The sequence below is a fragment of the Moritella sp. genome (assembly GCF_013215705.1).
In the GTDB taxonomy this organism is placed as follows: domain Bacteria; phylum Pseudomonadota; class Gammaproteobacteria; order Enterobacterales; family Moritellaceae; genus Moritella.
The window spans coordinates 215,016-240,103 of the sequence record NZ_JABSQR010000008.1; the positions used below are offsets into that span (position 1 = coordinate 215,016).

Sequence of the window (25,088 nt, forward strand, 5' to 3'; positions counted from 1 at the left end):
GGTCAACTCTCTTTAAAATAATGAATTAAGTTATGTTCGATGGCGCTAATCAACCAGGCTTGAAATGAAAATAGACTATCATGCCGCACAGTATCAAGCGACTGAGCGAGTGAATTCCCCAACATTAAAGATAAAATGAAGCGCCCTTCACTCTCTGTTAACTTGGTTACTTGGGGTTGAAACTCAGATCGATAAATCATGACAGTATGGTCCACCAGCACAGACGATAAGGCTTGCTTAGCAAGATTAAAAGCACCATCGCGCTGCTCTTGATTATCGTGATGGTGTGCGTCAAAAATCTCCACTACTGGATAGCTTGTGCTTAGCAATTTCACATTGTCGTTAAACGTAATAAATATATGTTCGGGTTCGAAATTAGTCAGCAGTTGTAATGACGTTTGCTCTAAACTTTGGTCGCGGCCATGTAACGCACAATGAATGTGCCAATCCAAAACTGCACAATGAACAAGGTACGGATAATCCACACCAATTTTCGTTGCCGCGATAAATTCAGAAAATTCAGCGCCCCATTGTCCCCAGTCACCTTGAACTGGTGGTGATGTTTTCAGAAACTGCTGGACCAAACAAGTACGAATATCACTATCAAGTAATTCAAACACAGTCGGAAAAGTGATGCTTAGCGCACGTTCAGCATTAGCTAACAAATTACGACGATAAATACTGATGCCTTGAGTGCTAAAGCCATTTAGAGCTGTACCTGATTCCTCATCACTCCAAATCGTATCCAATAGTCGCTGTTGTTCATTGATAAAAGAGTCATTCATCACTAGCCCCCAACACGGTATTAGCTATAGCACGTGCCTTTTCTGCTTCGCCAACTAACACTGACCACGCGGGTAAATCTGAATCCCATTCAACTAATGTTGGCACAGCACCAAAGCGCGTTAATGCTTGTTGGTAGCCTTGCCAAACGTCATCAGAAACAGGCCGCGCATGATCATCAATAACCATTTGACCATCAGGAACCGCACTGCAACCCGCGAGATGTATCTGCGCGACACTATTCACTGGCAAGGTATTGATATAATTAGTGACCGATTTCTGAATGTTTCCGCCTTCAAAATTCAAGCTATTCACCGCAATATTGTTAATATCGAGCAGTATTTTAGCGCCTGTCTGTTTACACAGTTGCGTTAGAAATTCGGCTTCAGAAAGATAACTTTCATCAAATTTCACATAAGCCGACACATTTTCAATAATCAGCTCACGTCCTAAGTACGATTGCACTTTATCTATTTGCTCGCACATTCGATTTAAATTATGACGTGTATGCGCTATCGGTAATAAGTCACCGCTATGTATCAGTTGCCCTTGCATTTGTAATTGCCCCCACGTAAAACAAGCATGTTCAGACATTAAAAAAGGATCGATGGTTTGCGTTAATTGCTTTAAACGCGTTAAATAACTCGCAGGTATATCCTGTAACGATCCAAGACCCATAGACGTTGAATGCAAACTAACAGGATAGGCCTCTCTTACTTGATTAAGGACAGATAATGCAGCGCCACCTTGTCCAAAGAAGTTCTCTGAATGCACTTCCACAAAGTCAACTTGCTTAGCCGACGTTAATATGTCGGTAAAGTGTGGGTGCCTTAGTCCAACACCCACTAATATATCTTTACTATGTACCGACATAACATGCTCCTTAGTCTTATTTAGAGGTTAAATATAACTGCTTGGCTTCTTGCTTCGACAATCCACCCAATGTTGAACAGGTACCTTTTGTGACTAATTTCCACTCACCTTTATCATGACTCAGGCTTGATTGCCCAGCACATGAATGGGTACCGGCTAAGTTCGCACAATCGTTTTGACCCGCTTTCGCTACGCCGTAACACTTTTCTTTTTTACTTGCTGCTTCTGCAGAGGCAATAACACCCGTAGACATCACAGCCGCTAATGCAGCACTTACTATTAATTTATTATTCATAATGGTTCCTATACCGTTAACGCGTCATGAGTACGATTCAATATTAGTCGTACACTTTTTCGATTTGATCTTCGGTTAATCCTTTAATATCAATCCAGTTAACTTGCGCTGTTTCGATATAACCAGGAATATCAGTGTTCCATTTTGTCTGAACAGCCTTGTTGTAATTCAGGTACAATTTGTCGCCACGAATATGCCAAGCAGTTGGGTCGGTATCTAATTTTTTATTCAATGCCACGCCCATCGCGCAAAAACCGCCATATTGTGGTGCATATTTACTTGGATCTGCTTTGAATAAATCGCGGTTATCAGCAGATGAAAACTGATAAATGGCGCCATTATAAGCGGCTGTGAAATTGTTCGAACCTTTAGTTGGCGTACCTTTTGTAAAGTAAGACACCGTATCGTAACCACTGATTGCGATGTCATTACTGTTCGCATTTACTTCAATGTTTGCAGCAAAAGTTAAGCTGCTAGCGACAAGTGCAGTCGTCATGAATGTTGATTTTACAAATGTTGAAAGCTTCATAGTATTCTCCGTATTTTATGAAAAGTTTAATGTTAACCATTTACGCATTCGAAGGTTGTCTTCCTTAGTTGTAAATATAGTGCTTTCAATCATTCAAAAGGGATGACATAGTCCTAACATTGAACCCAATCGTCCAAAATAGTTCTATATGAGGTAATAATGGATCCGTTATCAGTCATTCTTCAACGATTTTCAATGAATACCGAAGTGTTCTTTACCGGTCATCTTTGTGGTATATCTAATTTCAATCGAGAACCAAACAAAGGTCATTTACATCTGTTGCAAAGTGGTGAGATCACAATAATTGATGAGCAAGGAACCTCACATTTAATCAATGAACCCACCGTGATGTTTTTTCCCACACAGCATGCGCACCGTGTAATAGCCAGTGAAGAAAATCCACCAAAATTGGTCTGTGCAAGCATCGTTTATAATGAAAATACAGCGAATCCGATTGCCGATGCCCTGCCAAGATTACTGTGCTTCAAACTCAGTGAAAACGAAGCGCTAATGAAAACTGCACAGTGGTTATTTGAAGAGGCATTTAACGAAGATAGCGGACGGTTACCAATGATTAACGCGTTGACAGATATCTTTATTATTTACGTGCTACGCCATGTTATTGATAACAACATCATGCAGCATGGTTTGCTCGCAGGATTAGCCCATCCGCAAATATCGAAAGTGTTATTGGCTATACACGAGACACCAGAGCGACAATGGGGATTAGAGGAGATGGCAGAACTAGCGCTTATGTCTCGATCAAAATTTGCCGACGTATTTAAGCGTACGGTAGGCCAAAGCCCAGGCGACTATATAATTGATTGGCGTATTGTTGTGGCGAAGGGTCTACTATTACAAAACAAGCCAGTGGCCCTTGTTGCTAATGCCGTAGGTTATGAAAATGGGTCAGCGCTAGCGCGAGTATTTAGGAAGAAACTCGGCATTTCGCCTAAACGGTGGATTGAGCAAACGCTTTAATACAAAAAAGGCTAGCACAATGCTAACCCGCTTAATTCTTATCGCTATCTACAAAATATTAGTACTTTGTCTTATACCAGACTCGTCAACATCTCATCTGAATATTCAACTAAGTCCTTACCATCTCGAACACGCTCGACATAATCAGGGTTGGCAATAAATGGTCGGCCTATCGCCAGCAGATCAAATTTATCATCCGTAATCGCTTTGCTACCTGCTTCAGCAGTAAAGCTACCCACGCCCACTAATGTCTTGTTATAAATGCTACGAACATAACTTGACGCTCGACCACCTAAATAATCAAATTCCATCGCATCATCAAAAATGCCAATATGTAAGAAAGCTAAATCACGCTGCTCAAGTTCGGGGATAAGATAATCGAATACCGCACGGTCACGACTGTCACCAGCCATATTGAAGTATGCACCGGGTGATACACGTAGTGCCGTTCTCTCATTACCGATACGAGCAACGATTGCATCAACAACCTCAAGAGCGAAACGTGACATGTTTTCAGGTGTCTGGCCATATTCATCACTGCGGCGGTTACTGTCGTGATGTAAGAATTGGTCAATTAAATAACCGTTAGCGCCATGTATTTCAACACCATCAAAACCTGCGTCTATCGCGTTTGCTGCGGCTTGAGAATAATCACTCACTAACTGAGCAATCTCTTCTACCGATACAGCCTTTGGTATTTGATAAGTCAGCTCACGCATTCTAGGTACACTACCTTCAACACCGACTGCAGAAGGCGCCATGACATCTTGGCTACCTGTTGCTTGGTAAAAGTGTGGATGTGCAACACGACCCGTGTGCCAAAGCTGTGCAAATATTTTACCACCATTTTGATGTACTGCATCAGTTACAGTTCTCCAACCATCAATTTGTGCCGGTGTAAAGATACCAGGAGTATTTGGATAACCTTGACCATCTGGACGTATGATCACCGCTTCAGAAATGATTAAACCAGCCTCGGCCCGACGACCATAGTAGTCAGCCATATCTTGAGTCGGTACTAATTCATCATCAGCCATACAGCGAGTCAACGGCGCCATTAGAATGCGATTTTTTAACGATAAAGTCTTATTAAGTACATAAGTTTGAAATAGGTTATCAGTCATAGCGATGTCCGTTTCTTGAATGTACGTTCAAGATAATCTTTTTTGAATGATCATTCAACAACTATTTTTGAATAAACATTCAAAATTGATTATAATGGACTTCATTGCATAATATGACTCAGCGATAAAGAGTCTCAAGAAGAGTTACCGACTAGCCATGCGTATTGCAGAATTTGATAGAGAAAAAGTACTGAGATCTGCCATGACCTCCTTTATGGATAAAGGTTACGGTAAGACCAGTATGCAAGATTTGAAAAAGGCCACAGGTTTGCACCCTGGTTCTATCTATTGTGCGTTCGAGAATAAGCGCGGTCTTCTGTTAGCCGCATTAGAGCAGTATCGTCTAGATAGAAATACGGAGTTCGCTGGGATTTTCACCGGTCAACGTCCCGTACTCACTGAGCTTAAAGCCTATCTGGATCATATTGTTCTAGAATGTCAGAGCTGCGATGCCTCTCGGGCTTGTTTACTGACTAAGGCGCTGAATGAAGTCGCTGAACAAGATGCAGAAGTACATGACATTATTACGCTACATCTTGCCAACTGGCAGGTGGCTATTACCCATGTATTGCAACAGGCTATTGATCAAAAGGAAATTACCAGCGACCGTAATGCGGATTTACGTGCTCACTATCTGATGATGGGTATCTATGGATTACGAACATTCGCCCATACTCACCCAGAAGGTAATACCATTAAGCATCTCGCTGATCAGCTATATCAGGATGTGTGTCGGTAGATTAAACTGCGGCTTCAGTTGCTGATAAACCTCTTAATGCGCTATACCAAACTGTGTAGCCAAGGGCTGAAGCAAAAGCAATTAAAGCGATGATAGTATAACCAATAGTTTTTTAAGCAATCCACTACTCCTACCAACCCTACGAACATAACGCTTTTGCTATCCGGATGAATTTACTGCGGGGGGACATTGCTTTCTAACCAGGTTAAAGGGTGCTCCCATAAATGACTTGCCTTGCGACTAAAAAACTTCATGTGACCGATTTCAGTTAAATTACATGCTTCAGGCGATAAGGTCAGTGTTTCTGCATTCATATTTTTAAAAACGGTCAGCATATCAGCCACATTGGCATCAATGGCGATGTCATCATCGGTGGCATTCACCCACAGGGAAGGCATCGAGAGTGTATTGTACAGGTGATTATGTATCGATTTTCCAAAGGCTGTCTTCACATAACCCTGTCCATTACACCAATGACGCCATTGCTGAGCCACAGCTTTGGGCAACGGCTCTCCCATGCCAAGCAACTGAGATTTTGTATGGCCGAAAATCAGGTTACTCATTGGGATGAACAGGTTCATAAAGAATTGTGCTTTTAAAGCATAAGGCATTTTCATATTTTTTAATCGGCCAGAAGAGCTGGCAAAAGTGAAAATGGAGCTGAGGTCTTTCGCATTATGCATTAAGCCGACTAATTGCCCTCCGGCGCTGTGGCCAATCAGGTGATAAGAGCTATCTGGATAGGTTGTTTTGAGAGACTCAAGGACTGCCGGCATATCTTGCTCTCCCCAACACTGTAGTGATGCGGTACTAGCACTGACTTTACCCGATAATGACTTTCCAATACCTCGGTTATCAAACGTGATCACGGCATATCCATGCTCTGCTAAAAAACAGGCGAAACCTTTGTAAAACTGTTGTGTTATCCCAGTCGCTGGTGCAAGCAAAATTGCTGCTTTTATCTCCGTTGTGGGTTTAAAGAGTGTTGCCGAAAGTTTGTAACCATCTTGGCAATAAACATCGACTTCATCTGTGAAAAAATTATCCATTTTAGCTTATCCATTCATTTAACATATTTACAACATTGTACGCGAGGTCATACCAGTTTCAACATATTATTTGAAACCATCAAACTTGCTTGCTCGATGCCTATAAAATGCCGCATATTGCGGCATTTTATTTATATTAATGAAAGCTAAGCTACACCCTCGATTGCCACTTCATCCAAGTCAAACGAAGCGTTGATCAGTTTTCTAGTGTAATCGTGCTGAGGGTTATGAAATATTTCCTCAGCAGTTCCCTGCTCCATCACTCTCCCTTTTTGCATCACTAATACCCGGTCAGATAGGGCTTTGACGACGGCAAGATCATGACTGATGAAGATGAAACCAATGTTGTTTTTGACCTGGATCTCTTTCAGTAACTCAATCACGGTAAGCTGAACAGAACGGTCGAGTGCAGACGTAGGTTCATCCAATAAAATAAAAGACGGCTTCAAGATCAGCGCTCTCGCAATGGCAATACGTTGACGCTGACCACCAGAAAACTCGTGCGGATAACGATTGATTGAGTTCGGCTCTAAGCGTACTTCTTCGAGCGCGAGGTAGGCTTTTTGTAAGCGTTCCTGTTTGGACATCAGGGGTTTGTGCACTCTTAAGCCTTCAGTAATGATTTCGCCAACCGTCATACGCGGTGACAAAGATCCGTACGGGTCCTGGAAAACCATTTGTACGTCTTTTTTCAGTGCAAATTTTTCCTTATCACTGAGTAAACGCAGATCTTGACCTTTATAGGATAGATTACCTGTAAAGGGCAGTAAGCCAATAATAGCCCGACCTAGAGTCGATTTACCAGAGCCAGACTCACCGACAATACCCAACGTTTCACCTTGTTTCAGTGTGAGTGAAATGCCTTTAACCGCTTCAAAATATTCGGATTTACTGGGAATAAAGTGAGATTTAACCAGGAACTTAACCTTAATATTTTCAGCACAAAGTAGCTCTGGAGCAGTTGCTTTGATTGGCTGTTTTTGACCTTTCGGGATCGAGTTAATCAGCATTTTTGTATATTCGTGTTGTGGTTCCCGGAAAAGTAGTCCGGTCTCCCCTTCTTCCACTATTTCCCCTTTGCACATGACCAGTACTCGATCTGCAAAGTGCTTAACCACGCCGAGATCGTGCGTAATAAACAAAATAGCCATGCCCATTTTTTTCTGAATTTCTTTAATTAAATCCAGCACTTCGGCCTGCACCGTAACATCTAACGCAGTGGTTGGTTCATCGGCAATGAGAATGTCAGGTTCATTAATAAGCGCCATTGCAATCATAATACGTTGCAGTTGACCGCCTGAAAATTCATGTGGAAACTTGCCGTAAGCTTGTTCTGGATTTGGTAAATGCACGAGAGTAAAGAGTTCTAAAACACGTATTTTCGCCTGTTGTTTTGACACTTTACGATGGCACATCATGGCTTCGGCAACCTGAATGCCCACCCGTAAATAAGGGTTTAGAGACGTCATTGGTTCTTGGAAGACCATGCCAATACGGTCACCTCGAATAGACTGCATTTGACGTTCGGTTTTGTCTAAGATCGATTCACCTTCAAACACAATGCTCGATCGTGAAGATACGATAGCATTGGCTGGTAATAAGCACATCAGAGCATTAGAGGATACAGATTTACCCGATCCCGATTCACCGACAATAGCCAGTGTTTCGCCGGACCTCAAATCAAAGTTGATATTTTTCACCGCATCCACCATTCCGTCATTGGTAGTAAAACTGACGGAGAGGTTACGAACTCGAAGAATGGTTTGGTTTAGCATGATACGTCCTTATCAATTTAACAGATGCGTTGCATGGTGTGGGTCTGCCGTCACTCTTAGCTTGGCAAAGTGATGATGCGCTTTCTGGATATGTTCATATTTAAGCATCCACTGAGCATCGCGTTGAGCGTGACAAAAAGCACCCATATGACGGAGAATATCTTCACTTTTATTATCGATAAGCGTCATCGTTCGTTGAACAAGATCACTTGTTTCAAGAGAAATAAACTGCAATAGCGCATAAGACTGGTTCAACGTGGTAAATGCGCGTTGTTGCTGCCCCATTTGATTGAGAATTTCAGACTGTGCGACAGTGGCATCTCTTAATCCTAATAACAAGCATGAAAACTGGCATGGTTTAATATGTTCGTTTTCTAACGCCTGATGAATATGGTTTGGAAGATTGTCTAATACCTCCCCATATAGCTGATGAGCTTCTGGCCAATAACCATGTTCCATTAACTTTTCTGCCTTCAGGTAACGCATCCAGCATTGCTCCAATTCCATAATCCACCTCAAATTTATAAGAGGTAACGATGTTAATGAGATTTATTATCAATTGCAAATCAAAATCATTCTCATAGTGAGATGTATCACTAAAATAATAATGTCACACTAATTATCCGTTATTTAGTCAGTTTAATAAGAGGATTAACCTATATAGACCGATTACTAAAACCGAAATAAGCAATGGTATGAATTATACATTAACTACAATTGATGCTTTTAAATCCCCCCATTTAAACACCTAAATAGACTAACTCCTTATAAGTACATGAAACCAAATAGACTAACTAATTTAGAGTATTATGCTAAAAAAAGGTGACAAACTTAACAGATCGTAACCTATAAGACGTTAATCGCACATCAACTAACAACCACCATATTTCAGCTGTGACGACTGGATACACCCCTTTATGGTGGGTTATAAAACTATCTGTAAAGTTTTTATAAGAATAAACATCTACTGTAAGTCATTGTCAATTGTTGATGAAATGTTTATTTATTGCTAACTTATTTTGCCATGGAGCGGTAATTCGGTGTTGAATAGTGAATTATTCTATTGGTATCGCTTAAATAAGATAATACATGGATGGAATTGAATATGATCTCAAAGGTTAGTTTCTATATTGCTGTAATATTAAGCATGTTTACCTCTTCGGCTTTCGCCGCCAGTGAACCAGTCGGGTTTGATAAGGCTGTTGATCAGTTCTTCAACGAAAACCTCAGTTGGTTTGCTAATACAATTTTCACCTCAGTTCCTGTTAATGGGACAAACTTTCCCATCATCGTAGGCTGGTTATTTATTGCGGCCATTATTTTCACATTTTATTTTGGTTTTGTTCAGTTCAAGCGCTTTGGTTTAGCCGTTAAGATCGTTAAAGGTGACTTCACTGATCCGAACAATAACGATCCCGGCCAAGTTTCTCACTTCCAAGCCTTAACAACCGCGCTTTCTGGTACGGTCGGGCTTGGTAATATTGCCGGCGTTGGTGCTGCACTTGCTATTGGTGGTCCCGGTGCCACGTTCTGGATGATCCTGTGTGGCCTACTCGGTATGGCTTCAAAGTTCTGTGAATGTACACTTGGTGTTAAGTATCGTAATGAACTGCCAAACGGTGAAGTCTCGGGTGGTCCAATGTATTACCTAAGCCGAGGTTTAAAAGAACGTGGTTTTACTAATCTAGGCAAATTCCTGGCTGTCGGCTTTGCAATTATGACTATTTTAGGTGCGCTGGGTGGTGGCAACATGTTCCAAGGCAACCAAGCGAACGCAATGATTGTACAAGCTCTGGGTATACCTGACGGCTATGGTTGGGTTACAGGGGTTATTTTAGCCATTATGGTTGGTTCGGTTATTATTGGTGGCATGCCATCCATTGCGAAAGTAACAAGTAAATTAGTCCCAGCAATGGCCCTATTGTATGTAGGTATGTCGGTTATTGTGTTGGTATCTAACGCATCTATGATTGGCGATGCATTTGCACAAATCATTGAAGGTGCCTTCACTGGTGCTGGTGTTGCCGGTGGTTTTGTTGGTGCATTAATCCAAGGTATGAAACGTGCGACATTCTCGAATGAAGCTGGTGTGGGTTCAGCTGCGATTGCACATGCAGCAGTAAAAACCAAAGAGCCTATCACTGAAGGTCTCGTTTCGGTTCTCGAACCATTCATTGATACCGTGATCATTTGTACGATGACGGCATTGGTGATCACCATTTCAGGAATGAATAATGGCGACCTTAGCGGTGTAACACTTACCGCCGCGGCGTTTACTGAAACGGCAGATATCTTCGAGTATATTCTGGCAATCGCCGTTGTTATGTTTGCGTTCTCAACAATGATCTCGTGGTCTTATTATGGCCTTAAAGCTTGGACATATCTGTTCGGTGAAGGCAAAACGACGGAACTTGTCTATAAAATTATGTTCTGTTGTTTTGTGGTTGTCGGGGCAAGTGTTAGCTTTGGTGCTGTGATTGATTTCTCTGATGCAGCTATCTTTGCAATGTCTATCTTCAATATCATCGGTTTGTATTTCTTAATGCCAGTAGTGAAAAAAGAGCTACAATCGTTTATTGCCCGAGTTAAATCTGGTGAAATAAAAGATTACAGTAAAGAAGGTACGCTAGTATCTAAAGAGTTAAATAACTAATTTTATAACCCTCTATTTTTAAAGAGTAAATGGTCCAGTCAATAATATTGACTGGACCATTTTTCGTTATATATAGATAAATCAAATTTCTAATTTGATTGTTAAAATACGAGTTTTGATTGTACAATAACATCTTTTATTTTAATCAAAAAATCAGGAATGCATTGGTTTGGAACTCAAAGAATTGAAAGTTTTGTTTGATAATGGCGGGCTTAAAGCGGTCACTATAAAACGAGCGCCTTTAATGAACGGTTATATCTTAATCGTAAAAACAGTAAATAAGAATGTACATGTGATGACATCACAACGTGAAGAATCAAATACCCCAAGGGCATTTAAGACGATTGATGCGGCAGCAGCCAATGCACAAAAGATTGGTTTTAAGAAGATAAGTATCGATTTTACGTGATCAGAATTACACCTGTATATATATACAGGTGTAATTCACCCCCCGTAAAAATGGCACTTTTTCGGTGCTAGATTACATATTTTGCTCTAAATAGGCTTGATTCATCGACATTAACCGGTTTTTTTCCTGATCTGAAATGAAACTTGCTTCAATTGCATTAAAGGTAAATTGTGCTATTTCAGATTTAGACATAGAATGCGCCTCTCCAACAGCCATAAAATTGTCTGTCATATAACCACCAAAGTATGCCGGATCATCCGAATTGATCGTCACACACACACCTTTACGCAATAACTCAACAATATTATGTTCAGCCATGTGTTCAAAAACTTTTAGTTTGATGTTAGAAAGAGGACAAACGGTCAGCGGTGTTCTATGTTTGGCTAACTCTTTAACTAACGTTTCATCATCCGAACAGCGTACACCATGATCAATACGGGTTAATTTCAACAGGTCTAACGCATCACGAATACTACTGGCGGGCCCTTCTTCACCAGCATGTGCCACAGTTAAAAATCCTTCATCAAGTGCATATTTAAATACTCGCTCAAACTTACTGGCTGGGTTACCATTTTCTGACGAATCTAACCCGACGGCGACGATCTTGTCTTTATGTTCAAGTGATTGATTTAATGTTGTAAATGCGGATTTTTCATCGAGATGACGCAAAAAACACATGATCAATTCACTGGTAATACCGAGCTCATCAACGGCTTGAGATAACGCATTATGGATACCGTTAACAACAGTATCAAAACTAATGCCGCGTTCTGTGTGTGTTTGTGGATCGAAAAACACCTCGGTATGAACAACATTGTCGTTTTTACAACGCAGTAGATAAGCCCAGGTAAGATCGAAAAAATCCTGTTCTGTGATTAATACCTTGGCGCCTTGATAATAAATATCTAAAAACGATTGCAGGTTATGGAAGTTGTACGCATCTTTAACTTCGGCACATGAGCTGAAAGGAATATCTATATTATTGCGTGCGGCAAGTTCGAACATAAGTTCGGGTTCAAGCGTGCCTTCGATGTGTAAATGAAGTTCTACTTTCGGTAAATTTTGAATAAATTGTTTCATGATTAAGTTCCTAATAAAATTTATTAAGTACTTCTCTTTAATAACAGACACTACAAAGAGAAAAGTACTAAAGTACTAAACTCTTCGTAATCAGGAATTATTGGTTCCTGGTAGAGACCCCTAATCCATATTATTAGGGTTATACGAAGGGAAACTAATTGCAGAATTGAAATGCTGAATTAGCTTGAAACTGATTGTACAGAATGTAATTTAGCAAGTCTATGGTTTAAACATAGCAGCTTGACCACGAAAAGCCCCATTGTTATCAATAAGATTCCACACAGTTGCATTTTCTATCCAAAAAGTACGACCAGTAGAGGAAATACGTAAACCGCGATAATCATCAATAAAACCAAACGTTGTGACTCTCGCCAATAAATCCTGTCTTTCATCTCTGTCTAGGGGCTTTGCTGACTTTCTCGATGGTAAAGCCACAAATTCTGACCAGTTAAGTTCAAATGATTTTAATGCCGACTTATTGCCATAATTAAATATCGGATCGCTTTCAGTGCCATGCGATACCACGACAAAGTCAGCGTCAAATAAAGCTTTGCCAATATCGATATGGCGACTATCAATGAGTTTTTTACCTGTTAGGCGTTGGTAACTTGATATTAATAGATCGGCATGTTCATGGCGATATCCGTTTTTTGGACTAGGATATTGTTTCATTGATAAGATCCTTGTTATCTATGAAGAGTCGAGTCAAGGACCTTATTATTACATAACTATTCGTATATGCTACACAACTATCCGTAAACAACAGTTGGATCAACACATTCAAATACTTGCTTCTTACTCTTATCCTGAAGTAGTAATGCATGAACCAATCGTGCAACTTCGTGACGAGTGATCATTCCATGCACTTCCTTACCTTGTGATAAGTCACCAGCGTTAGTCACGTCACCATCTTTTAATCCACCCGGTCGTAAGATCGTAAAGTCTAGGGTACTGGTTTGTAAGTACGATTCTGCCAGTGACTTTTCTCTTACTGCACTACCAAAAGCAGCTTTAGATCGCGCAGACATAAACTGCCACGAATCACCACAACCCAATGAAGTTACTAATAAAAGTCGGTTAATGCCAGCACTTTCTAATGCATCGATAAGATGCCTATGACCGATATAATCAACAGGTATATCGGCACGAAAGCTACCCATAGTTGAGATAACAATAGCGTCTTTACTAAGTGATTCGACAACACTTGAAACCTGCGCTTGATCGGTTGCATCACATTGATACGTTTTATCGCATAATATTGAAAGTGCATTTTTTTCGACATTACGCGCAACACCAATGACTGACACACCATTACTCGTAAAGTAATTGACCATCGCTAGTCCTAAACCACTTGCTGCACCAAAAATTACTACTTCATTCATATTATTAGATACCACGTTATTGATAATGATTCTCATTATAACTAAATGTGCTGCTCTGTCACGACAAAGATCAATAAATCAGCTGTTTAAAAGTATCCGTTCCGCATGACATAAGTCATAAGTTGCAAACTCGATCATTACCATTTAGTTATTAAAATGGTTATTTTTCGATAATACCATATAAATTAATAATTTAGGCGTTCCTGTGTAAAATCTACTAGCTAGGACTCACATCACGTAATCAGATTTCACGTAGCGCACCAAAAAACAAGGTGTTTATACTGTTTGCTTATACAGTTGTTAATGCTATAATTGCGCGGTTAATCATTAATAGCATTTTATTCGCCTGGACAAGTAATGCCTAAAGCATTGATAAATATAAATAATAACTCAATAGTCTCGTCTAAACACTTAACCGAAGAACACATAGAAAATCTAATTAGGTTTAGTGATCGTAAAGAACAGTTAGAAGAAAACACGCTAAAGTCGTTACATTACCATGTGAGTAAATTTAATGATTATTGCCTCACTCATAATGTCATTCCCTTGCCTCTCCAAGACGCAACGATACTTGAGGCATTTCTTATACAAGAAAATGAGCGCGGTTGCAAAGCCCAAACACTGCGTATTTATGCCTGGGCCGTTTCGAAGATCCACAGTTTAGCCGGTTTAGAGATCCCTTATTTCAAAACGATAATTACCGCTCGGTTAAAAATAATCTCGAAACAAGAGGTAAAACGCGGTATAAAGCGCAAGCAAGCTGTCGCATTTTCTTATGACCATTTGAAATTTGTAAACGAGCAACTCGATATAAACTCGCTACTGTCGATACGCAATGCACTATTGCTCAACATTTGCTATGACGGTTTGTTACGAGAAAGTGAAGCCTGTAATCTATTTGTTGATCAAATTCAAAAAGTGAATGGTCTGTATAACATTAACATTACTAACTCTAAAACTGATAAATCATTAGATGGTTCTATTGTTCATTTAAGTAAATTCACCTCTAAATTACTGCCTTTGTATTTACAAAAGATATCAGCACATCATGGCCAGTTTTTGTTTAAACGTATTACCCCGCGCGGTGGTAAATTAGAAAAGTTAAAATCAAGTGACCATAGTCCAAACCCACATGACAAACCGATATCAACCAAAACTGTTGAGTTGGTATTTGCTAATACTTGGCATTCAATAACAGATTATAATCAATCTGTCAGTTTTGATCTCCATGTTGATTTACCCGAACGCCCATTCAGTGGACACTCTGCCCGAGTTGGCGCCTCTTGCGATCTTGTTAGTGCAGGTTATGATGACTCATTAGTCATGCGTGCGGGAAGATGGAAAACATTAAGAATGGTCGAGCTCTATACTCGAGGTGTGAATAATAAATTCGCGACAGTACGAGAATTTAGAGAACGATTGGAAACAATGACCGACATATAAGTATTGCATGATAGTGGAAAGGCACATGACCTTTCCAATAATTCAGGTCTACCCATCAATCAGCAGTACCATTTCATTTAGCGTGGCATGAAACATACAACTGACATCGTCATGACTAAACTGATTACCATTTAAGTTAACCGTAATTTCGGTGTCATCATTATCAGTCTCTACATACAGTGTGTTTTTAATTTTTGGATAGTTTTCCATTAACACATTTTCAGCATGCTTCCTGGTGATCTTATTACTTAAGTGTACGGTAATAATCCCCGTCCCTAGTAACAGATTATTCATACCATTTTCAAACACATCTGTAAGCATGCCTTCAACAAACTGACTTTTTGAAACGTTACATTGTTCGCTTATCGTTTCTAATTTTTCGAGTAAGTCTTCGTACATTCTTATCGTGCTATTTTTTCGTGTTGCATCAGGTTTAATCTTCATGTTTACCACTGAGTCCATGAGTTAACAAAAACCTATTTATTTTAAAATAGGAATTAAGTGAATACATTTTAGCACACTAATTAGTTCACTTACCATTCATTATACTTACCTTAATAAAGCATATATATATTATAACAGTTACAACTTATTAAACAATTAACGACTACCTTCACTATCTGTAACGACAATATTAAATTCATTATATTATTCAACAATGAGCCCTAAAATAATTCACCATTAAAAACCAGTAATATCAAGGCTTTTATTTCGTTTAACGGTCATTATACGAAATAAAATAAATTGAGCCATTTTAGGTTGAACTTAGTAATATCAATATATTGCATTACAATGCATGCATAATATAGAGCACTTACTGCTTTATAAGTGTGACCATTTGTTAATTCATCTATTTTAAATAATAGAATAACGTACTGAAATTATTATTCTCATTGTTAATTGTTTTATTAAACAATAACAATCTCTTTTAGCACCATCAACGCGGACATACATTTTAGGCCGTTATTTTTATTATTACTTGTAGTTACCCATGCAGAAATACAGATTTTACACAGCGCACCTAAAAATAAAATATAAACATAATATAACCGTTAAATATCATCATGATACGTGTTAAAACAATGATTTTGAATGACGTATAATCATGACTAATTAGCCCGTATAAACCGAATTATTGACCTTGATTGAGTAAAGAATAACGCTGTATATATATACAGTGTTATTGCCAGCCCCGTAAAAACAAGACCTTAGCATCTGCATAAAATTAATTAGCCTTAAATTACAACAGCTTACGGACAAGTGTTAAACCGGTGAATTTTAGTCAAACCGACTAATCCCTTGATTGATGAGTCATCAATCAAGCACTAGATAGGGTTACTATTACCTTATTGTAAAAATACATATTAAAGCACTGTCTTAAATGGGCAGATACTAAGAATCGAGATAGAATACCGATTACTTAATTGAGAACTTAACAATACGTTCCATAGATAAGATGACCAACAATCACAGAGCCTATTTTATACTAGTGATCACAACACTCCTTGCTTCTGCGGGATGGATATTTTCCAGTGACGCAATTCAAGTTTTACCAAGCTCGAGATTTATCGGATTAAGGTTTATCCTTGCTTCACTATTATTATTGCCCTTTTGAATAGCTTTACACTGGCGATGATTATTTTCTCGATATACTCTTACAAACCCTTACAACATACTAGTCTTAGCACGTTGTTTAATGTTTTATTCTCTTTATAATCACGTCTATAAAATATCATATAAAACAGGATTTAAAATGAAAACGATTACAGTATTAGGCGCACTAACTGCAATGGTATTATCTGTAAATGTCCAAGCGAATCAAGATGTATCAGGTTTTTATATCGGTGGAGGTGTTGGTACAACAAATGTAAATACTGATACTAACGGATACTCTTTCGATAGCGATACTGATGGTAGCTCACTTAAATTCATTGGTGGTTATCAGTTTAACCGTATCGTTGCTGTTGAAGTTCAGTATACAAAATATGGTGACATCACCCCGATCACTAATGTTGCAAATTCAAAATATTATAAGTGGGAACCAACAACTGTATCTGTAGCTGCTAACCTTGGCTATACATTTGAAAATGGTTTGCGTCCGTTTGGTGTTATTGGTTTATCTTCATTGGATTTAGGTCAAAATATTAAAGCTCTAGATGACAATAGTGCAACGGCTTTACATTTTGGTGCTGGCCTAGAATATACACCAGCGGCTTTAGCTGGTGTTAGTTTTCGAGCGGGTTATGAAGGTGATGCTTTCGCAATTGATAATGGTACTTTTACTTCAGATACAAGTGTACTGATTGGTTCAGTTTACGTTGCTGCATCTTACAAGTTTTAAACGTCTAAGTTTGTAAACATATAAAGTGATAGTCATACCCTTTTGCACTATCACTTCTTTTTCTTCTTTATAAGAATTTAATTTTAACGCTGAACATCACACGCATAATTATAAGACAAACATAATATCTTTTCAAAAACCTGAATATCCACCAGCTCTCCTGATTTATAGCTATCCATAAATCAATATCCAATCGTCTATTCTGAGATAATTCGTATTCAATTATTATTTATTATCTTACCTTCTGCCACTAAATGTAGTGAAGTTTATAGCACAAGTTTCGTCATTCATTATCCCTAATTGTTATAGATCCAGTAACAAAACCGCGCCCATTTATGCCCTATACGCGATATGCTCAATACAATGTTTACCGCTGATATAAGCATCCTATTTAGATAAACCCCTGCTAATAGCACATAAATAGGATTTAACACTAATATTTTCATTTATTTTTAAATTAATTTACTCCCCTTGCACTTCAAATACTTAGAAATCCAAACCAATGACTTACGACGATAAAATATCATATTCGCTGTTTTTACGCGCTTGTGCCGTACGAAAAATACCGATAGTATGCTTAAAAATTAGACAGCGACGAGTTAGGAGTTCATTTGAAAAAGTTATTACTTTGCGTATTTACGGGTACATTTTTAGTAGCATGCGGTGGTTCGTCATCTACAGGTGACAATATTCAAACAGGACCTCTTGACCCGAGCAAGATACACGATGTAGTACCATATGTTGATTATAACAACGCGCCAGGTATTATCGATAATATAAATTTTGATGGCCAACAAAATGGTCGTTACACTTCGGATATGTTTAACTCCGATTTTAACAACGAATGGGGAAGTGTTACTGGTGAAGCTAATATTATCGACAGAAATGGTTCAAAACAATTAGCGGTAACCCATCCAAAAGGATATTACAAAAAGGGCATTTCCGGTGGTAAGGATTTAAATGAATTTGACGAATTGTACTTTTCATATCAAATAACATTTGGCGATAATTACGACTTTTCTATGGGTGGGAAAATGCCAGGCTTAGCTGGGTTAAATCCAAATGTAAGTGATAAACCGGACGGGTGTAAAACTATCGGTGAAGACGAAGGTTTCAGCTTACGTTCGATGTTCCGGGAAAATGGTCGTGCTATTGGTTATTTCTATCACCAAGATAAGACTAAGTCATGTGGTGACGAAATTGATTATCAACATGAAGGCAAGAACTTCTCATTCAAACGTGAAAAAACATATTTAATTGAGCAATACGTAAAAATGAACGATGCCAATCAAGCAAATGGCATTGTAACTATCTACGTAAACGGTTTTAAAGTACTTGAGAGTACAAATATGACATTTTCAGAAAACGGTATACATGGCATCAATTATCAATTTACTCAACTATGGCATGGTGGTAACAGCAGTGGTTGGGCTGTAGACCGTGATTCAACAGCTTATTTAGATAATTTCACATTGAGTACACAACCCGTTAGCTATACAAAATAAACCTTTGCATTATTAATTTGAAGATGGCCTTGTCATTACAAGGCCATCTTTTTGTCTGTAAAAATTGCTTTAAGTGAATAGATAGTAACTAAACCAATTTACCCTGAATAATCATCAGAGAGAATTTGACTTGAAAAAAATATTACCTTGTATCTTTATTACTTTATTCTTAACCGCATGTGGTAGTAGCAGTGGTGATGGTGATAATAATAGTAGTCGCAATACCGATCCGATAGTCACTGAGCTACCCGACGTACCGAATGTACTAGACGTAGATGTACCTTTGGATCCAAATAATATTCATGATGTTGTACCTGACGTTGATTATAATAGTTCAGCCATTTTCGATTATGTTAACTTTGACGAAAGATCAAACGGTGAATATACAGAAGAAATGTTCGACACAGACTTTAACAATGAATGGGAAAGTATCACTGGTAGCGCTAATATTTTATATAAAAATGGCTCAAAAGTGTTAGCGATAACGCATCCAAAAGATTATTACAAAAAAGGTATATCTAGTGGTAAGAAATTAAACGAGTTTAACGAGTTATATTTTTCATATCAAATTACATTTGGTCAAAATTATGACTTCTCCATAGGTGGCAAAATGCCAGGCTTAGCTGGGTTAAATCCAAATGTAAGCTCGAAACCAGATGGTTGTAAAACCATCGGCGAAGACGAAGGTTTCAGCTTACGTTCGATGTTCCGGGAAAATGGTCGTGCTATTGGTTATTTCTATCACCAAGATAAGACTAAGAGTTGTGGTGACGAAATTGATTATCAACATGAAGGACAGAACTTCTCATTCAAACGTGAAAAGACATACTTAATTGAGCAATATGTTAAAATGAATGATGCGAATCAAGCGAATGGCATCGTAACTATCTACGTAAACGGTTTTAAGGTACTTGAACGCACTAACATGACATTTTCAGAAAATGGCAAATATGCAATAAATTACCAATACTTCCAACTGTGGCACGGCGGTAACAGCAGTAGTTGGGCTGTAGATCGTGATTCAACCGCTTATTTTGATCATGTGGCAATTAGTACTAAACCATTAAGCTACAACATTAATTAAAATCAAATAATCAAAATAAAAGCCGCACTCTTGCAGTGTGGCTTTTAGATGATTGCCAAATTTTAATTACTAATCTTCAAGACGGAAAACAACATCGACTTGATCACGAATAATGATTTTAGCATCTTGATAAGTTGATTCAATATTAGCGGAAGAATCCATCTCCATCGAACGCATTAGCATTGGTCTGGGGCTTGAATTTCTGTATGTTATCTTCCATACACCATCCACACTCTCACCAAAGCCTTTTGCCAACGATGCTGCTTTTTCTTTAGCATCTAATATTGCAGCTTGTCTTGCTTGTTCAATAAATTTACTTTCATCGCTGACTTTTAATTTAATGTTGGTAATGCTATTAATGCCATCACCCAACGCACCATCTAAATAACTATTCAATTTAGCTAAATCACGAACAGTAACATTTACATTACGATTTGCTCGATAGCCTATAAGCGCAGGTTTGCTGTCTTTCTTATACTGGTACTCTGGACGTAATGTAATATTTGTACTTTCAATATCTGTTCGAGCGACACCTTCGTCCTCTAACCGTTTATTAAAAGCTGCAATTACATCGTCAACTGCAGATTTGGCATCTTTAGCCGATTTTCGAATTTCAGATACTTGTACCGAAAATACAGCCATATCAGGTGAGGTAACAATTTCACCCATGCCTGTTGTTTCTAAATGAGGGAAGCTTACGTCAGCGGCCATGAGGCTTGTAGAAATAAAAGAACTAGCAGTCAACACTGTCGCGAGTAAATATTTGTTCATAGGAATAACCTCTTATCATCATTGTTTATCTATCAATGGTATTCAGACAGTAACAAATCGATAATTATCCTAAAAATATTAAAAGTTTATAAATAACGAGATAATATCAGGATGCATGAGTCGTGCGACTATGCGTTGCGTTGTTTGATGATGAGTTTTTCAGCGGCTTTCACCGTTAATGCTTTATCAAAATAATAACCTTGTGCGTAGTCACAACCCAGTTCTTGTAATAGATCGCGCTGTGCTAACGTCTCGACACCTTCAGCAAGTACTTTCACTTCCAATACTTCACCCAAGCCAATAATTTTACGTGCAAATTCACGATCTAGCGGTGAAGAACAAATATCAGCAACTAATGAACGATCGATTTTTAAGGTATCGAGGGATGAACGTAGTGTTCTCACTAAACTTAATGATGAATACCCGGTGCCAAAGTCATCAATAGCAATGTATATACCGAGTTCTTTTACCGCTCTAACATTGTCTATTAAAGTAATCATATTACTGATAGATGCTGTTTCGGTCACTTCAATTTCAAGTAAGTGTTTAGGACAACCTGAGTGTTCGATTATCGATTGTAAACGCGTAACAAAGTCTGTCATTTCTAACGTTTTAAATGATATGTTGATAGCAATTCTTGGGCTATAAACATGCTGTTCTCGCCACTGAACTATTTGATGACACACTTGATTAAATACCCATAGGTCAAACTCAAAATGTAAACCTATATCTTCAGCAATACGGATAAATACATCCGGTGAGATATAACCTAAATCCTTATGAATCCAACGAGACAACGCCTCAAAACCAACCAATTTATTATTTTCAAGGTCATACTGGGGCTGGTAATGAATGTTTATCAATGCATTTTCCATTGCATTTGGAAATTCATCAATGATAAGTTTATTCGTCATCAAGTCCGGTTTAATTTCAGCTTTGGCAAAACAATAATGAGAGTTGCTATGACGTTCAGACTCTCTCATTGCAGTTTCAGCCGCAATCTCCATGGAAAAATAACTATCATATTCGGTATGCTCAGCACTAATACCAATGCTAAATGATTTATTAATTTTAATACCATTACTTAATATTAATGAACCCTGTGACAAATTACATAATTGTTCACAAATATTTACTGTATAAGCATTAAGGTCTACTGAAGATAAATGACACTTATTCTCAATTAAAATACCGAAACGGGCATTAAACAATCGAACAACTAACCCACTCTCACCCAATATAGATTGTAGTTTATTACCTAATACGAAAAGATAATTGTCTCCCGCATCAAATCCATATCGAAAATTAATGGTAGAAAAATTGTCGACACTTAGCACAAGCAATCGCATTTTTGATGTCGTTAAGTTAACAATATTGAATAGATGTGAAGCTCGAGCGCTCATTGCCCAGCCATTCGGCAGCCCAGATATTTGATCTATCGCTTTATTTTGAGTAACTTTAAAGCATAACTTGAATTCATTACGTGCTAATTTTTTACAATGTAATTCGACTTTTAAATGATAAAAATTACAATCCACAAGTTCGCCTGAAGCAAATACGCCCTCTTCATTTTCACCCGCATTGTCAAATAACGAGTCTAAATTAGTAATTTTTTCATTATTATCGAGATGCAACAAATCATTGACTGTCGTGTCGACAACGTCCAAACAGGTCCGGCCTATTAATGTTGAAAACACTTCATTACAAGACTTAATTTGTCCATTGCTGATAATTAAAATAGGTAAAAATAAATCTTCAATTTGCATTCTCAGGTTACTCGTAAGTCTGAACCAACTATCTGTTTTTCTACACTTTACACCATCTCATTTTTCACAACAACATTGTTTAATCTAACGCACCTCCTTTCAAACACTAAAGTCTACCAATAATAAAATACAATATTAGGCAAAATTCTATTAAACAATAACTTACGATTTTAAGATTCTAATTTTGATTATAGTAATAATCTTATTTATATTGAGTGAATGCGACGTAAAATAAAATAGTGCGATAAACAACCATAATGATAGTTGAATAATGCGATATAACCACCAGCAAAATAACGCTTTTTAGCCTAAAATACTAAGTTATATAGTTTAATTATCAGGTACAGATATGAACAATAAGCGTCAGTTTCAACGAGTGCTATTTAATCACGATGCTTCGTTAACATGTAATGGGCATCAATGGTCAACACATGTCATCGATCTATCCTTACAAGGACTTTCTTGTACTACGCCAAGAAATGTAATTTTTGATATTGACCAGCTGATGACATTATCAATAAAATTAGCTCAAGAACAAGTGATCATAATGGACGCAGTAATTGTTCATAATGAAAAAGGTGTATTAGGTATGCGCTGTACGCGTATTGATATCAATAGCATTTCAGAATTAAGGCGCTTAGTTCAATTAAACTTAGCCGATGAAGCGCTTTTACAAAGAGATATAGAACATCTTGCACTATCGCTACCTAAGCTTTAACGTAGTCATAAATCTAACGTTTCGAACCCTGTTAACTCCACTTGTCAGGCGCTATCCGCATCCCTTTTCATAAGAGAGTTTATTTATCCCTGAGCAAATGATTGATTAATTGAAATCAGATGGAACAGCAGGTCAATCTCTGGATTTCAAGGAATGTATTTAACGCCATGACCCTCTCCTACTTTCATATTCTTAAAAGTATCAAGTAGGGTTTTGATCTCATTTTATAAATCAGCATCAACGTCGCCTGCCCAAGCCAAAATATCAATGTCGACAACAGCCGCGGTTGAAGTATTGCCAGTACTTATACCTTCAATAATTTTATCATTTTTATAAATTATTTTTAATGGAGTGGCAAATTGATAAACCTCTGACATACTTAACTGTGACACGGGTCAAATTTATGTGAATGTTGAAGAACTAACAAAGAGAGTATTTCAATGATAAATAAATTACTAATTGCTGGTGCTATCATGACGTCAGTACTGCTTACTGGTTGTGCCAATAACAACACAGACTTACAAAATAGCGTTGGTAGCTTAAATTCTGAGGTCAGTAAATTAATGGCTCAAGTACAACAATTAGAATCAGAACATGACACCATGAAAACAGCGATACAATCTGCGACTGATACTGCTCAGAAAGCATTCGAAGACGCGCAACGGGCTAACTCACGTATTGATAATATTGCCGCGTCCTATAGCAAATAAGAGCTAACATAACTTAAGATAGATTAGCAGATCTGCTAATCTATCTTAAGTTTCTACCATAATCGCTCTACATTTAATGAAGTATCGCAAATAAGCTTTTATTATTCATTTGTTCAACGTGTTAAATATTCACATTAATAGGTAAGCCATAGTGCATTAGTATAGCTTTGTTAACGGCACTTTTATCGACGCGATTATCCTCTCGAAGCTGATTGATAATATCAGAACCACTATCTTTGTTATGCCATACTTCTGACGATAAAGGAGAATGAACTTCCAAGAGACGTTGGTCATTTGGCTCTAATGTAAACTTTATCGGGGTATTAATGATTCTGACTGTCTCATTAACTTTTATATGATTATACAGCCACTCAATATCGTCTGGGTTCATCCGAATACAACCCGCACTGATACGCATACCGATACCAAAATCTGTGTTCGTTCCATGAATTAAATAATTACTTTGTCCATAAGCTAATTGCAAAGCAAAGCGGCCTAAAGGATTATGTTTCCCAGCTTGTACTATACGCGGTAGGACCATTTTGTATTTCTCTAAGTATTCAGCTCGAATTGTTGGTGTAGGTGTCCACACGGGATCTTTAAGTTTTGTCTTAACAAAACTATTCATTTGTGGTGTTTCACGACCTTCTCGACCAATACCGACAGGAAATACGTGTACTTTGTTGCTGTTGTTGGGAAAATAATACAATCTTAATTCGGGTAGATTGATGACAATACCTTTGTGTTCAACGTCCGGTAATAACATTAACGTCGGCAAGTTTAATTTTGTACCAGGCAAAGGTAAAAATGGATCAACGGTCGGATTAGACGCCATTAATGCAATCAGACCAATATTATATTGCTGTGAAAGCGATTGAAAATAATCACCAACTTGTACTTTATGCTCAATCCGTTCGCCGATCAATCTCGAACCTTGACTGGGTAAAGTATATTGTTGTGCGTTAACGGAACCAGCGAATAACAAGCATAAGATAACGAATGGTCTTGATAGGACCTTAAGCTTAGTCTTTAAGATAAGCATACTGACGCCCTTAAATAATGTCTTATAGGGTAAGTA

Annotated in this window: 26 protein-coding genes and 1 riboswitch; of the genes, 10 read left to right on the plus strand and 16 right to left on the minus strand. The window is 38.1% G+C overall.

Annotation, left to right across the window (positions count from 1 at the left end; translation table 11 throughout):
* Positions 1 to 2 precede the first annotated feature (2 nt).
* Genes HRT96_RS06845 through HRT96_RS06860 form a run of 4 tightly spaced genes read right to left on the minus strand, consistent with a single transcriptional unit; the run spans position 3 to position 2,480 of the window.
* Positions 3 to 785: a DNA-binding domain-containing protein gene (locus HRT96_RS06845; RefSeq protein ID WP_293154112.1), complete on the minus strand. Its 783-nt coding sequence runs from the start codon at positions 783 to 785 to the stop codon at positions 3 to 5.
* Complete coding sequence (locus tag HRT96_RS06850) at positions 778 to 1,656, minus strand: DUF692 domain-containing protein (RefSeq protein WP_293154115.1); 879 nt, start codon at positions 1,654 to 1,656, stop codon at positions 778 to 780. The genes HRT96_RS06845 and HRT96_RS06850 overlap by 8 nt, the downstream gene beginning before the upstream one ends.
* A gap of 16 nt (positions 1,657 to 1,672) precedes the next feature.
* Complete coding sequence (locus HRT96_RS06855) at positions 1,673 to 1,951, minus strand: DUF2282 domain-containing protein (protein ID WP_293154118.1); 279 nt, start codon at positions 1,949 to 1,951, stop codon at positions 1,673 to 1,675.
* Positions 1,952 to 1,994: 43 nt separating this feature from the next.
* On the minus strand, positions 1,995 to 2,480 hold the full coding sequence (locus HRT96_RS06860; RefSeq protein WP_293154121.1) for a YHS domain-containing (seleno)protein: 486 nt from the start codon (positions 2,478 to 2,480) through the stop codon (positions 1,995 to 1,997).
* A 159-nt stretch (positions 2,481 to 2,639) separates the two neighbouring features.
* On the opposite strand from HRT96_RS06860, the gene HRT96_RS06865 reads away from it, so the two are divergent.
* Positions 2,640 to 3,461: an AraC family transcriptional regulator gene (locus tag HRT96_RS06865; protein WP_293154124.1), complete on the plus strand. Its 822-nt coding sequence runs from the start codon at positions 2,640 to 2,642 to the stop codon at positions 3,459 to 3,461.
* A gap of 71 nt (positions 3,462 to 3,532) precedes the next feature.
* On the opposite strand, the gene HRT96_RS06870 is transcribed toward HRT96_RS06865, so the two are convergent.
* Entirely contained in the window at positions 3,533 to 4,585 is a 1,053-nt protein-coding gene (locus HRT96_RS06870; RefSeq protein WP_293154127.1) for an alkene reductase, read from the minus strand.
* 157 nt (positions 4,586 to 4,742) lie between these two features.
* On the opposite strand from HRT96_RS06870, the gene HRT96_RS06875 reads away from it, so the two are divergent.
* Positions 4,743 to 5,324, plus strand: coding sequence for a TetR/AcrR family transcriptional regulator (locus HRT96_RS06875; protein WP_293154130.1), 582 nt, complete (start codon positions 4,743 to 4,745; stop codon positions 5,322 to 5,324).
* A gap of 173 nt (positions 5,325 to 5,497) precedes the next feature.
* Here the strand turns inward: HRT96_RS06875 and HRT96_RS06880 are convergent, their stop codons facing one another.
* The 3 genes from HRT96_RS06880 to HRT96_RS06890 form a co-directional block, all read right to left on the minus strand.
* Positions 5,498 to 6,373: an alpha/beta fold hydrolase gene (locus HRT96_RS06880; RefSeq protein ID WP_293154132.1), complete on the minus strand. Its 876-nt coding sequence runs from the start codon at positions 6,371 to 6,373 to the stop codon at positions 5,498 to 5,500.
* A gap of 146 nt (positions 6,374 to 6,519) precedes the next feature.
* On the minus strand, positions 6,520 to 8,148 hold the full coding sequence (locus HRT96_RS06885) for an ABC transporter ATP-binding protein (RefSeq protein WP_293154135.1): 1,629 nt from the start codon (positions 8,146 to 8,148) through the stop codon (positions 6,520 to 6,522).
* Positions 8,149 to 8,160: 12 nt separating this feature from the next.
* Positions 8,161 to 8,655, minus strand: coding sequence for a hypothetical protein (locus tag HRT96_RS06890; RefSeq protein ID WP_293154138.1), 495 nt, complete (start codon positions 8,653 to 8,655; stop codon positions 8,161 to 8,163).
* A gap of 598 nt (positions 8,656 to 9,253) precedes the next feature.
* Here HRT96_RS06890 and HRT96_RS06895 point away from each other — a divergent pair.
* Together HRT96_RS06895 and HRT96_RS06900 are read left to right on the plus strand one after the other, a co-directional pair.
* On the plus strand, positions 9,254 to 10,801 hold the full coding sequence (locus HRT96_RS06895) for a sodium:alanine symporter family protein (RefSeq protein WP_293154141.1): 1,548 nt from the start codon (positions 9,254 to 9,256) through the stop codon (positions 10,799 to 10,801).
* A gap of 169 nt (positions 10,802 to 10,970) precedes the next feature.
* Positions 10,971 to 11,210, plus strand: coding sequence for a plasmid replication protein RepB (locus tag HRT96_RS06900; protein ID WP_293154143.1), 240 nt, complete (start codon positions 10,971 to 10,973; stop codon positions 11,208 to 11,210).
* A 72-nt stretch (positions 11,211 to 11,282) separates the two neighbouring features.
* Here HRT96_RS06900 and HRT96_RS06905 read toward each other — a convergent pair whose 3' ends face one another.
* From HRT96_RS06905 to HRT96_RS06915, 3 genes are all read right to left on the minus strand, one after another.
* Positions 11,283 to 12,290, minus strand: coding sequence for an adenosine deaminase (locus HRT96_RS06905; RefSeq protein ID WP_293154145.1), 1,008 nt, complete (start codon positions 12,288 to 12,290; stop codon positions 11,283 to 11,285).
* 67 nt (positions 12,291 to 12,357) lie between these two features.
* A riboswitch (purine riboswitch) is annotated at positions 12,358 to 12,457 on the minus strand.
* A 52-nt stretch (positions 12,458 to 12,509) separates the two neighbouring features.
* Positions 12,510 to 12,962, minus strand: a complete 453-nt coding sequence (locus HRT96_RS06910; RefSeq protein ID WP_293154147.1) for an MEKHLA domain-containing protein — start codon at positions 12,960 to 12,962, stop codon at positions 12,510 to 12,512.
* Between the two features lie 77 nt (positions 12,963 to 13,039).
* Positions 13,040 to 13,672, minus strand: a complete 633-nt coding sequence (locus tag HRT96_RS06915) for an SDR family NAD(P)-dependent oxidoreductase (protein WP_293154149.1) — start codon at positions 13,670 to 13,672, stop codon at positions 13,040 to 13,042.
* A 357-nt stretch (positions 13,673 to 14,029) separates the two neighbouring features.
* Between HRT96_RS06915 and HRT96_RS06920 the strand changes: the two genes are divergently transcribed.
* Positions 14,030 to 15,115, plus strand: a complete 1,086-nt coding sequence (locus HRT96_RS06920; protein WP_293154152.1) for a tyrosine-type recombinase/integrase — start codon at positions 14,030 to 14,032, stop codon at positions 15,113 to 15,115.
* A gap of 48 nt (positions 15,116 to 15,163) precedes the next feature.
* On the opposite strand, the gene HRT96_RS06925 is transcribed toward HRT96_RS06920, so the two are convergent.
* Positions 15,164 to 15,559, minus strand: a complete 396-nt coding sequence (locus tag HRT96_RS06925) for a hypothetical protein (protein WP_043994888.1) — start codon at positions 15,557 to 15,559, stop codon at positions 15,164 to 15,166.
* A 1,309-nt stretch (positions 15,560 to 16,868) separates the two neighbouring features.
* On the opposite strand from HRT96_RS06925, the gene HRT96_RS06930 reads away from it, so the two are divergent.
* The 3 genes from HRT96_RS06930 to HRT96_RS06940 all read left to right on the plus strand — a co-directional run bounded on the left by HRT96_RS06930 (position 16,869) and on the right by HRT96_RS06940 (position 20,045).
* Positions 16,869 to 17,456, plus strand: a complete 588-nt coding sequence (locus tag HRT96_RS06930; protein ID WP_293154156.1) for a porin family protein — start codon at positions 16,869 to 16,871, stop codon at positions 17,454 to 17,456.
* A 611-nt stretch (positions 17,457 to 18,067) separates the two neighbouring features.
* Positions 18,068 to 18,961, plus strand: coding sequence for a polysaccharide lyase (locus HRT96_RS06935; protein ID WP_293154159.1), 894 nt, complete (start codon positions 18,068 to 18,070; stop codon positions 18,959 to 18,961).
* Between the two features lie 130 nt (positions 18,962 to 19,091).
* Positions 19,092 to 20,045 (plus strand): polysaccharide lyase, encoded by a 954-nt coding sequence (locus HRT96_RS06940; protein ID WP_293154162.1) that lies wholly within the window; start codon positions 19,092 to 19,094, stop codon positions 20,043 to 20,045.
* A gap of 69 nt (positions 20,046 to 20,114) precedes the next feature.
* Here HRT96_RS06940 and HRT96_RS06945 read toward each other — a convergent pair whose 3' ends face one another.
* Positions 20,115 to 20,816 carry an oxidative stress defense protein gene (locus HRT96_RS06945; protein WP_293154165.1) on the minus strand — a complete coding sequence of 234 codons (702 nt, stop codon included), beginning with the start codon at positions 20,814 to 20,816 and terminating at the stop codon, positions 20,115 to 20,117.
* A gap of 128 nt (positions 20,817 to 20,944) precedes the next feature.
* Positions 20,945 to 22,582, minus strand: coding sequence for a bifunctional diguanylate cyclase/phosphodiesterase (locus tag HRT96_RS06950; protein WP_293154168.1), 1,638 nt, complete (start codon positions 22,580 to 22,582; stop codon positions 20,945 to 20,947).
* 349 nt (positions 22,583 to 22,931) lie between these two features.
* Here HRT96_RS06950 and HRT96_RS06955 point away from each other — a divergent pair, with 349 nt between their 5' ends.
* Positions 22,932 to 23,300, plus strand: a complete 369-nt coding sequence (locus HRT96_RS06955) for a PilZ domain-containing protein (protein WP_293154171.1) — start codon at positions 22,932 to 22,934, stop codon at positions 23,298 to 23,300.
* Between the two features lie 224 nt (positions 23,301 to 23,524).
* Here the strand turns inward: HRT96_RS06955 and HRT96_RS06960 are convergent, their stop codons facing one another.
* On the minus strand, positions 23,525 to 23,677 hold the full coding sequence (locus tag HRT96_RS06960; protein ID WP_293154174.1) for a hypothetical protein: 153 nt from the start codon (positions 23,675 to 23,677) through the stop codon (positions 23,525 to 23,527).
* Between the two features lie 63 nt (positions 23,678 to 23,740).
* On the opposite strand from HRT96_RS06960, the gene HRT96_RS06965 reads away from it, so the two are divergent.
* Entirely contained in the window at positions 23,741 to 24,010 is a 270-nt protein-coding gene (locus tag HRT96_RS06965; protein WP_293154177.1) for an Lpp/OprI family alanine-zipper lipoprotein, read from the plus strand.
* 121 nt (positions 24,011 to 24,131) lie between these two features.
* Here the strand turns inward: HRT96_RS06965 and HRT96_RS06970 are convergent, their stop codons facing one another.
* Positions 24,132 to 25,052 carry a L,D-transpeptidase family protein gene (locus tag HRT96_RS06970; protein ID WP_293154180.1) on the minus strand — a complete coding sequence of 307 codons (921 nt, stop codon included), beginning with the start codon at positions 25,050 to 25,052 and terminating at the stop codon, positions 24,132 to 24,134.
* Between the last annotated feature and the right edge of the window lie 36 nt (positions 25,053 to 25,088).

What these genes read in the sequence shown, in the direction of transcription:
- HRT96_RS06925 (WP_043994888.1), bottom strand. Translation starts at nt 15,559, where the DNA reads ATGAAGATTAAACCTGATGCAACACGAAAAAATAGCACGATAAGAATG.
- HRT96_RS06960 (WP_293154174.1), bottom strand. Translation starts at nt 23,677, where the DNA reads ATGTCAGAGGTTTATCAATTTGCCACTCCATTAAAAATAATTTATAAA.
- HRT96_RS06930 (WP_293154156.1), top strand. Translation starts at nt 16,869, where the DNA reads ATGAAAACGATTACAGTATTAGGCGCACTAACTGCAATGGTATTATCT.
- HRT96_RS06910 (WP_293154147.1), bottom strand. Translation starts at nt 12,962, where the DNA reads ATGAAACAATATCCTAGTCCAAAAAACGGATATCGCCATGAACATGCC.
- HRT96_RS06885 (WP_293154135.1), bottom strand. Translation starts at nt 8,148, where the DNA reads ATGCTAAACCAAACCATTCTTCGAGTTCGTAACCTCTCCGTCAGTTTT.
- HRT96_RS06920 (WP_293154152.1), top strand. Translation starts at nt 14,030, where the DNA reads ATGCCTAAAGCATTGATAAATATAAATAATAACTCAATAGTCTCGTCT.
- HRT96_RS06955 (WP_293154171.1), top strand. Translation starts at nt 22,932, where the DNA reads ATGAACAATAAGCGTCAGTTTCAACGAGTGCTATTTAATCACGATGCT.
- HRT96_RS06855 (WP_293154118.1), bottom strand. Translation starts at nt 1,951, where the DNA reads ATGAATAATAAATTAATAGTAAGTGCTGCATTAGCGGCTGTGATGTCT.
- HRT96_RS06970 (WP_293154180.1), bottom strand. Translation starts at nt 25,052, where the DNA reads ATGCTTATCTTAAAGACTAAGCTTAAGGTCCTATCAAGACCATTCGTT.
- HRT96_RS06950 (WP_293154168.1), bottom strand. Translation starts at nt 22,582, where the DNA reads ATGCAAATTGAAGATTTATTTTTACCTATTTTAATTATCAGCAATGGA.
- HRT96_RS06945 (WP_293154165.1), bottom strand. Translation starts at nt 20,816, where the DNA reads ATGAACAAATATTTACTCGCGACAGTGTTGACTGCTAGTTCTTTTATT.
- HRT96_RS06845 (WP_293154112.1), bottom strand. Translation starts at nt 785, where the DNA reads ATGAATGACTCTTTTATCAATGAACAACAGCGACTATTGGATACGATT.
- HRT96_RS06860 (WP_293154121.1), bottom strand. Translation starts at nt 2,480, where the DNA reads ATGAAGCTTTCAACATTTGTAAAATCAACATTCATGACGACTGCACTT.
- HRT96_RS06880 (WP_293154132.1), bottom strand. Translation starts at nt 6,373, where the DNA reads ATGGATAATTTTTTCACAGATGAAGTCGATGTTTATTGCCAAGATGGT.
- HRT96_RS06890 (WP_293154138.1), bottom strand. Translation starts at nt 8,655, where the DNA reads ATGGAATTGGAGCAATGCTGGATGCGTTACCTGAAGGCAGAAAAGTTA.
- HRT96_RS06915 (WP_293154149.1), bottom strand. Translation starts at nt 13,672, where the DNA reads ATGAATGAAGTAGTAATTTTTGGTGCAGCAAGTGGTTTAGGACTAGCG.
- HRT96_RS06850 (WP_293154115.1), bottom strand. Translation starts at nt 1,656, where the DNA reads ATGTCGGTACATAGTAAAGATATATTAGTGGGTGTTGGACTAAGGCAC.
- HRT96_RS06965 (WP_293154177.1), top strand. Translation starts at nt 23,741, where the DNA reads ATGATAAATAAATTACTAATTGCTGGTGCTATCATGACGTCAGTACTG.
- HRT96_RS06875 (WP_293154130.1), top strand. Translation starts at nt 4,743, where the DNA reads ATGCGTATTGCAGAATTTGATAGAGAAAAAGTACTGAGATCTGCCATG.
- HRT96_RS06895 (WP_293154141.1), top strand. Translation starts at nt 9,254, where the DNA reads ATGATCTCAAAGGTTAGTTTCTATATTGCTGTAATATTAAGCATGTTT.
- HRT96_RS06905 (WP_293154145.1), bottom strand. Translation starts at nt 12,290, where the DNA reads ATGAAACAATTTATTCAAAATTTACCGAAAGTAGAACTTCATTTACAC.
- HRT96_RS06865 (WP_293154124.1), top strand. Translation starts at nt 2,640, where the DNA reads ATGGATCCGTTATCAGTCATTCTTCAACGATTTTCAATGAATACCGAA.
- HRT96_RS06870 (WP_293154127.1), bottom strand. Translation starts at nt 4,585, where the DNA reads ATGACTGATAACCTATTTCAAACTTATGTACTTAATAAGACTTTATCG.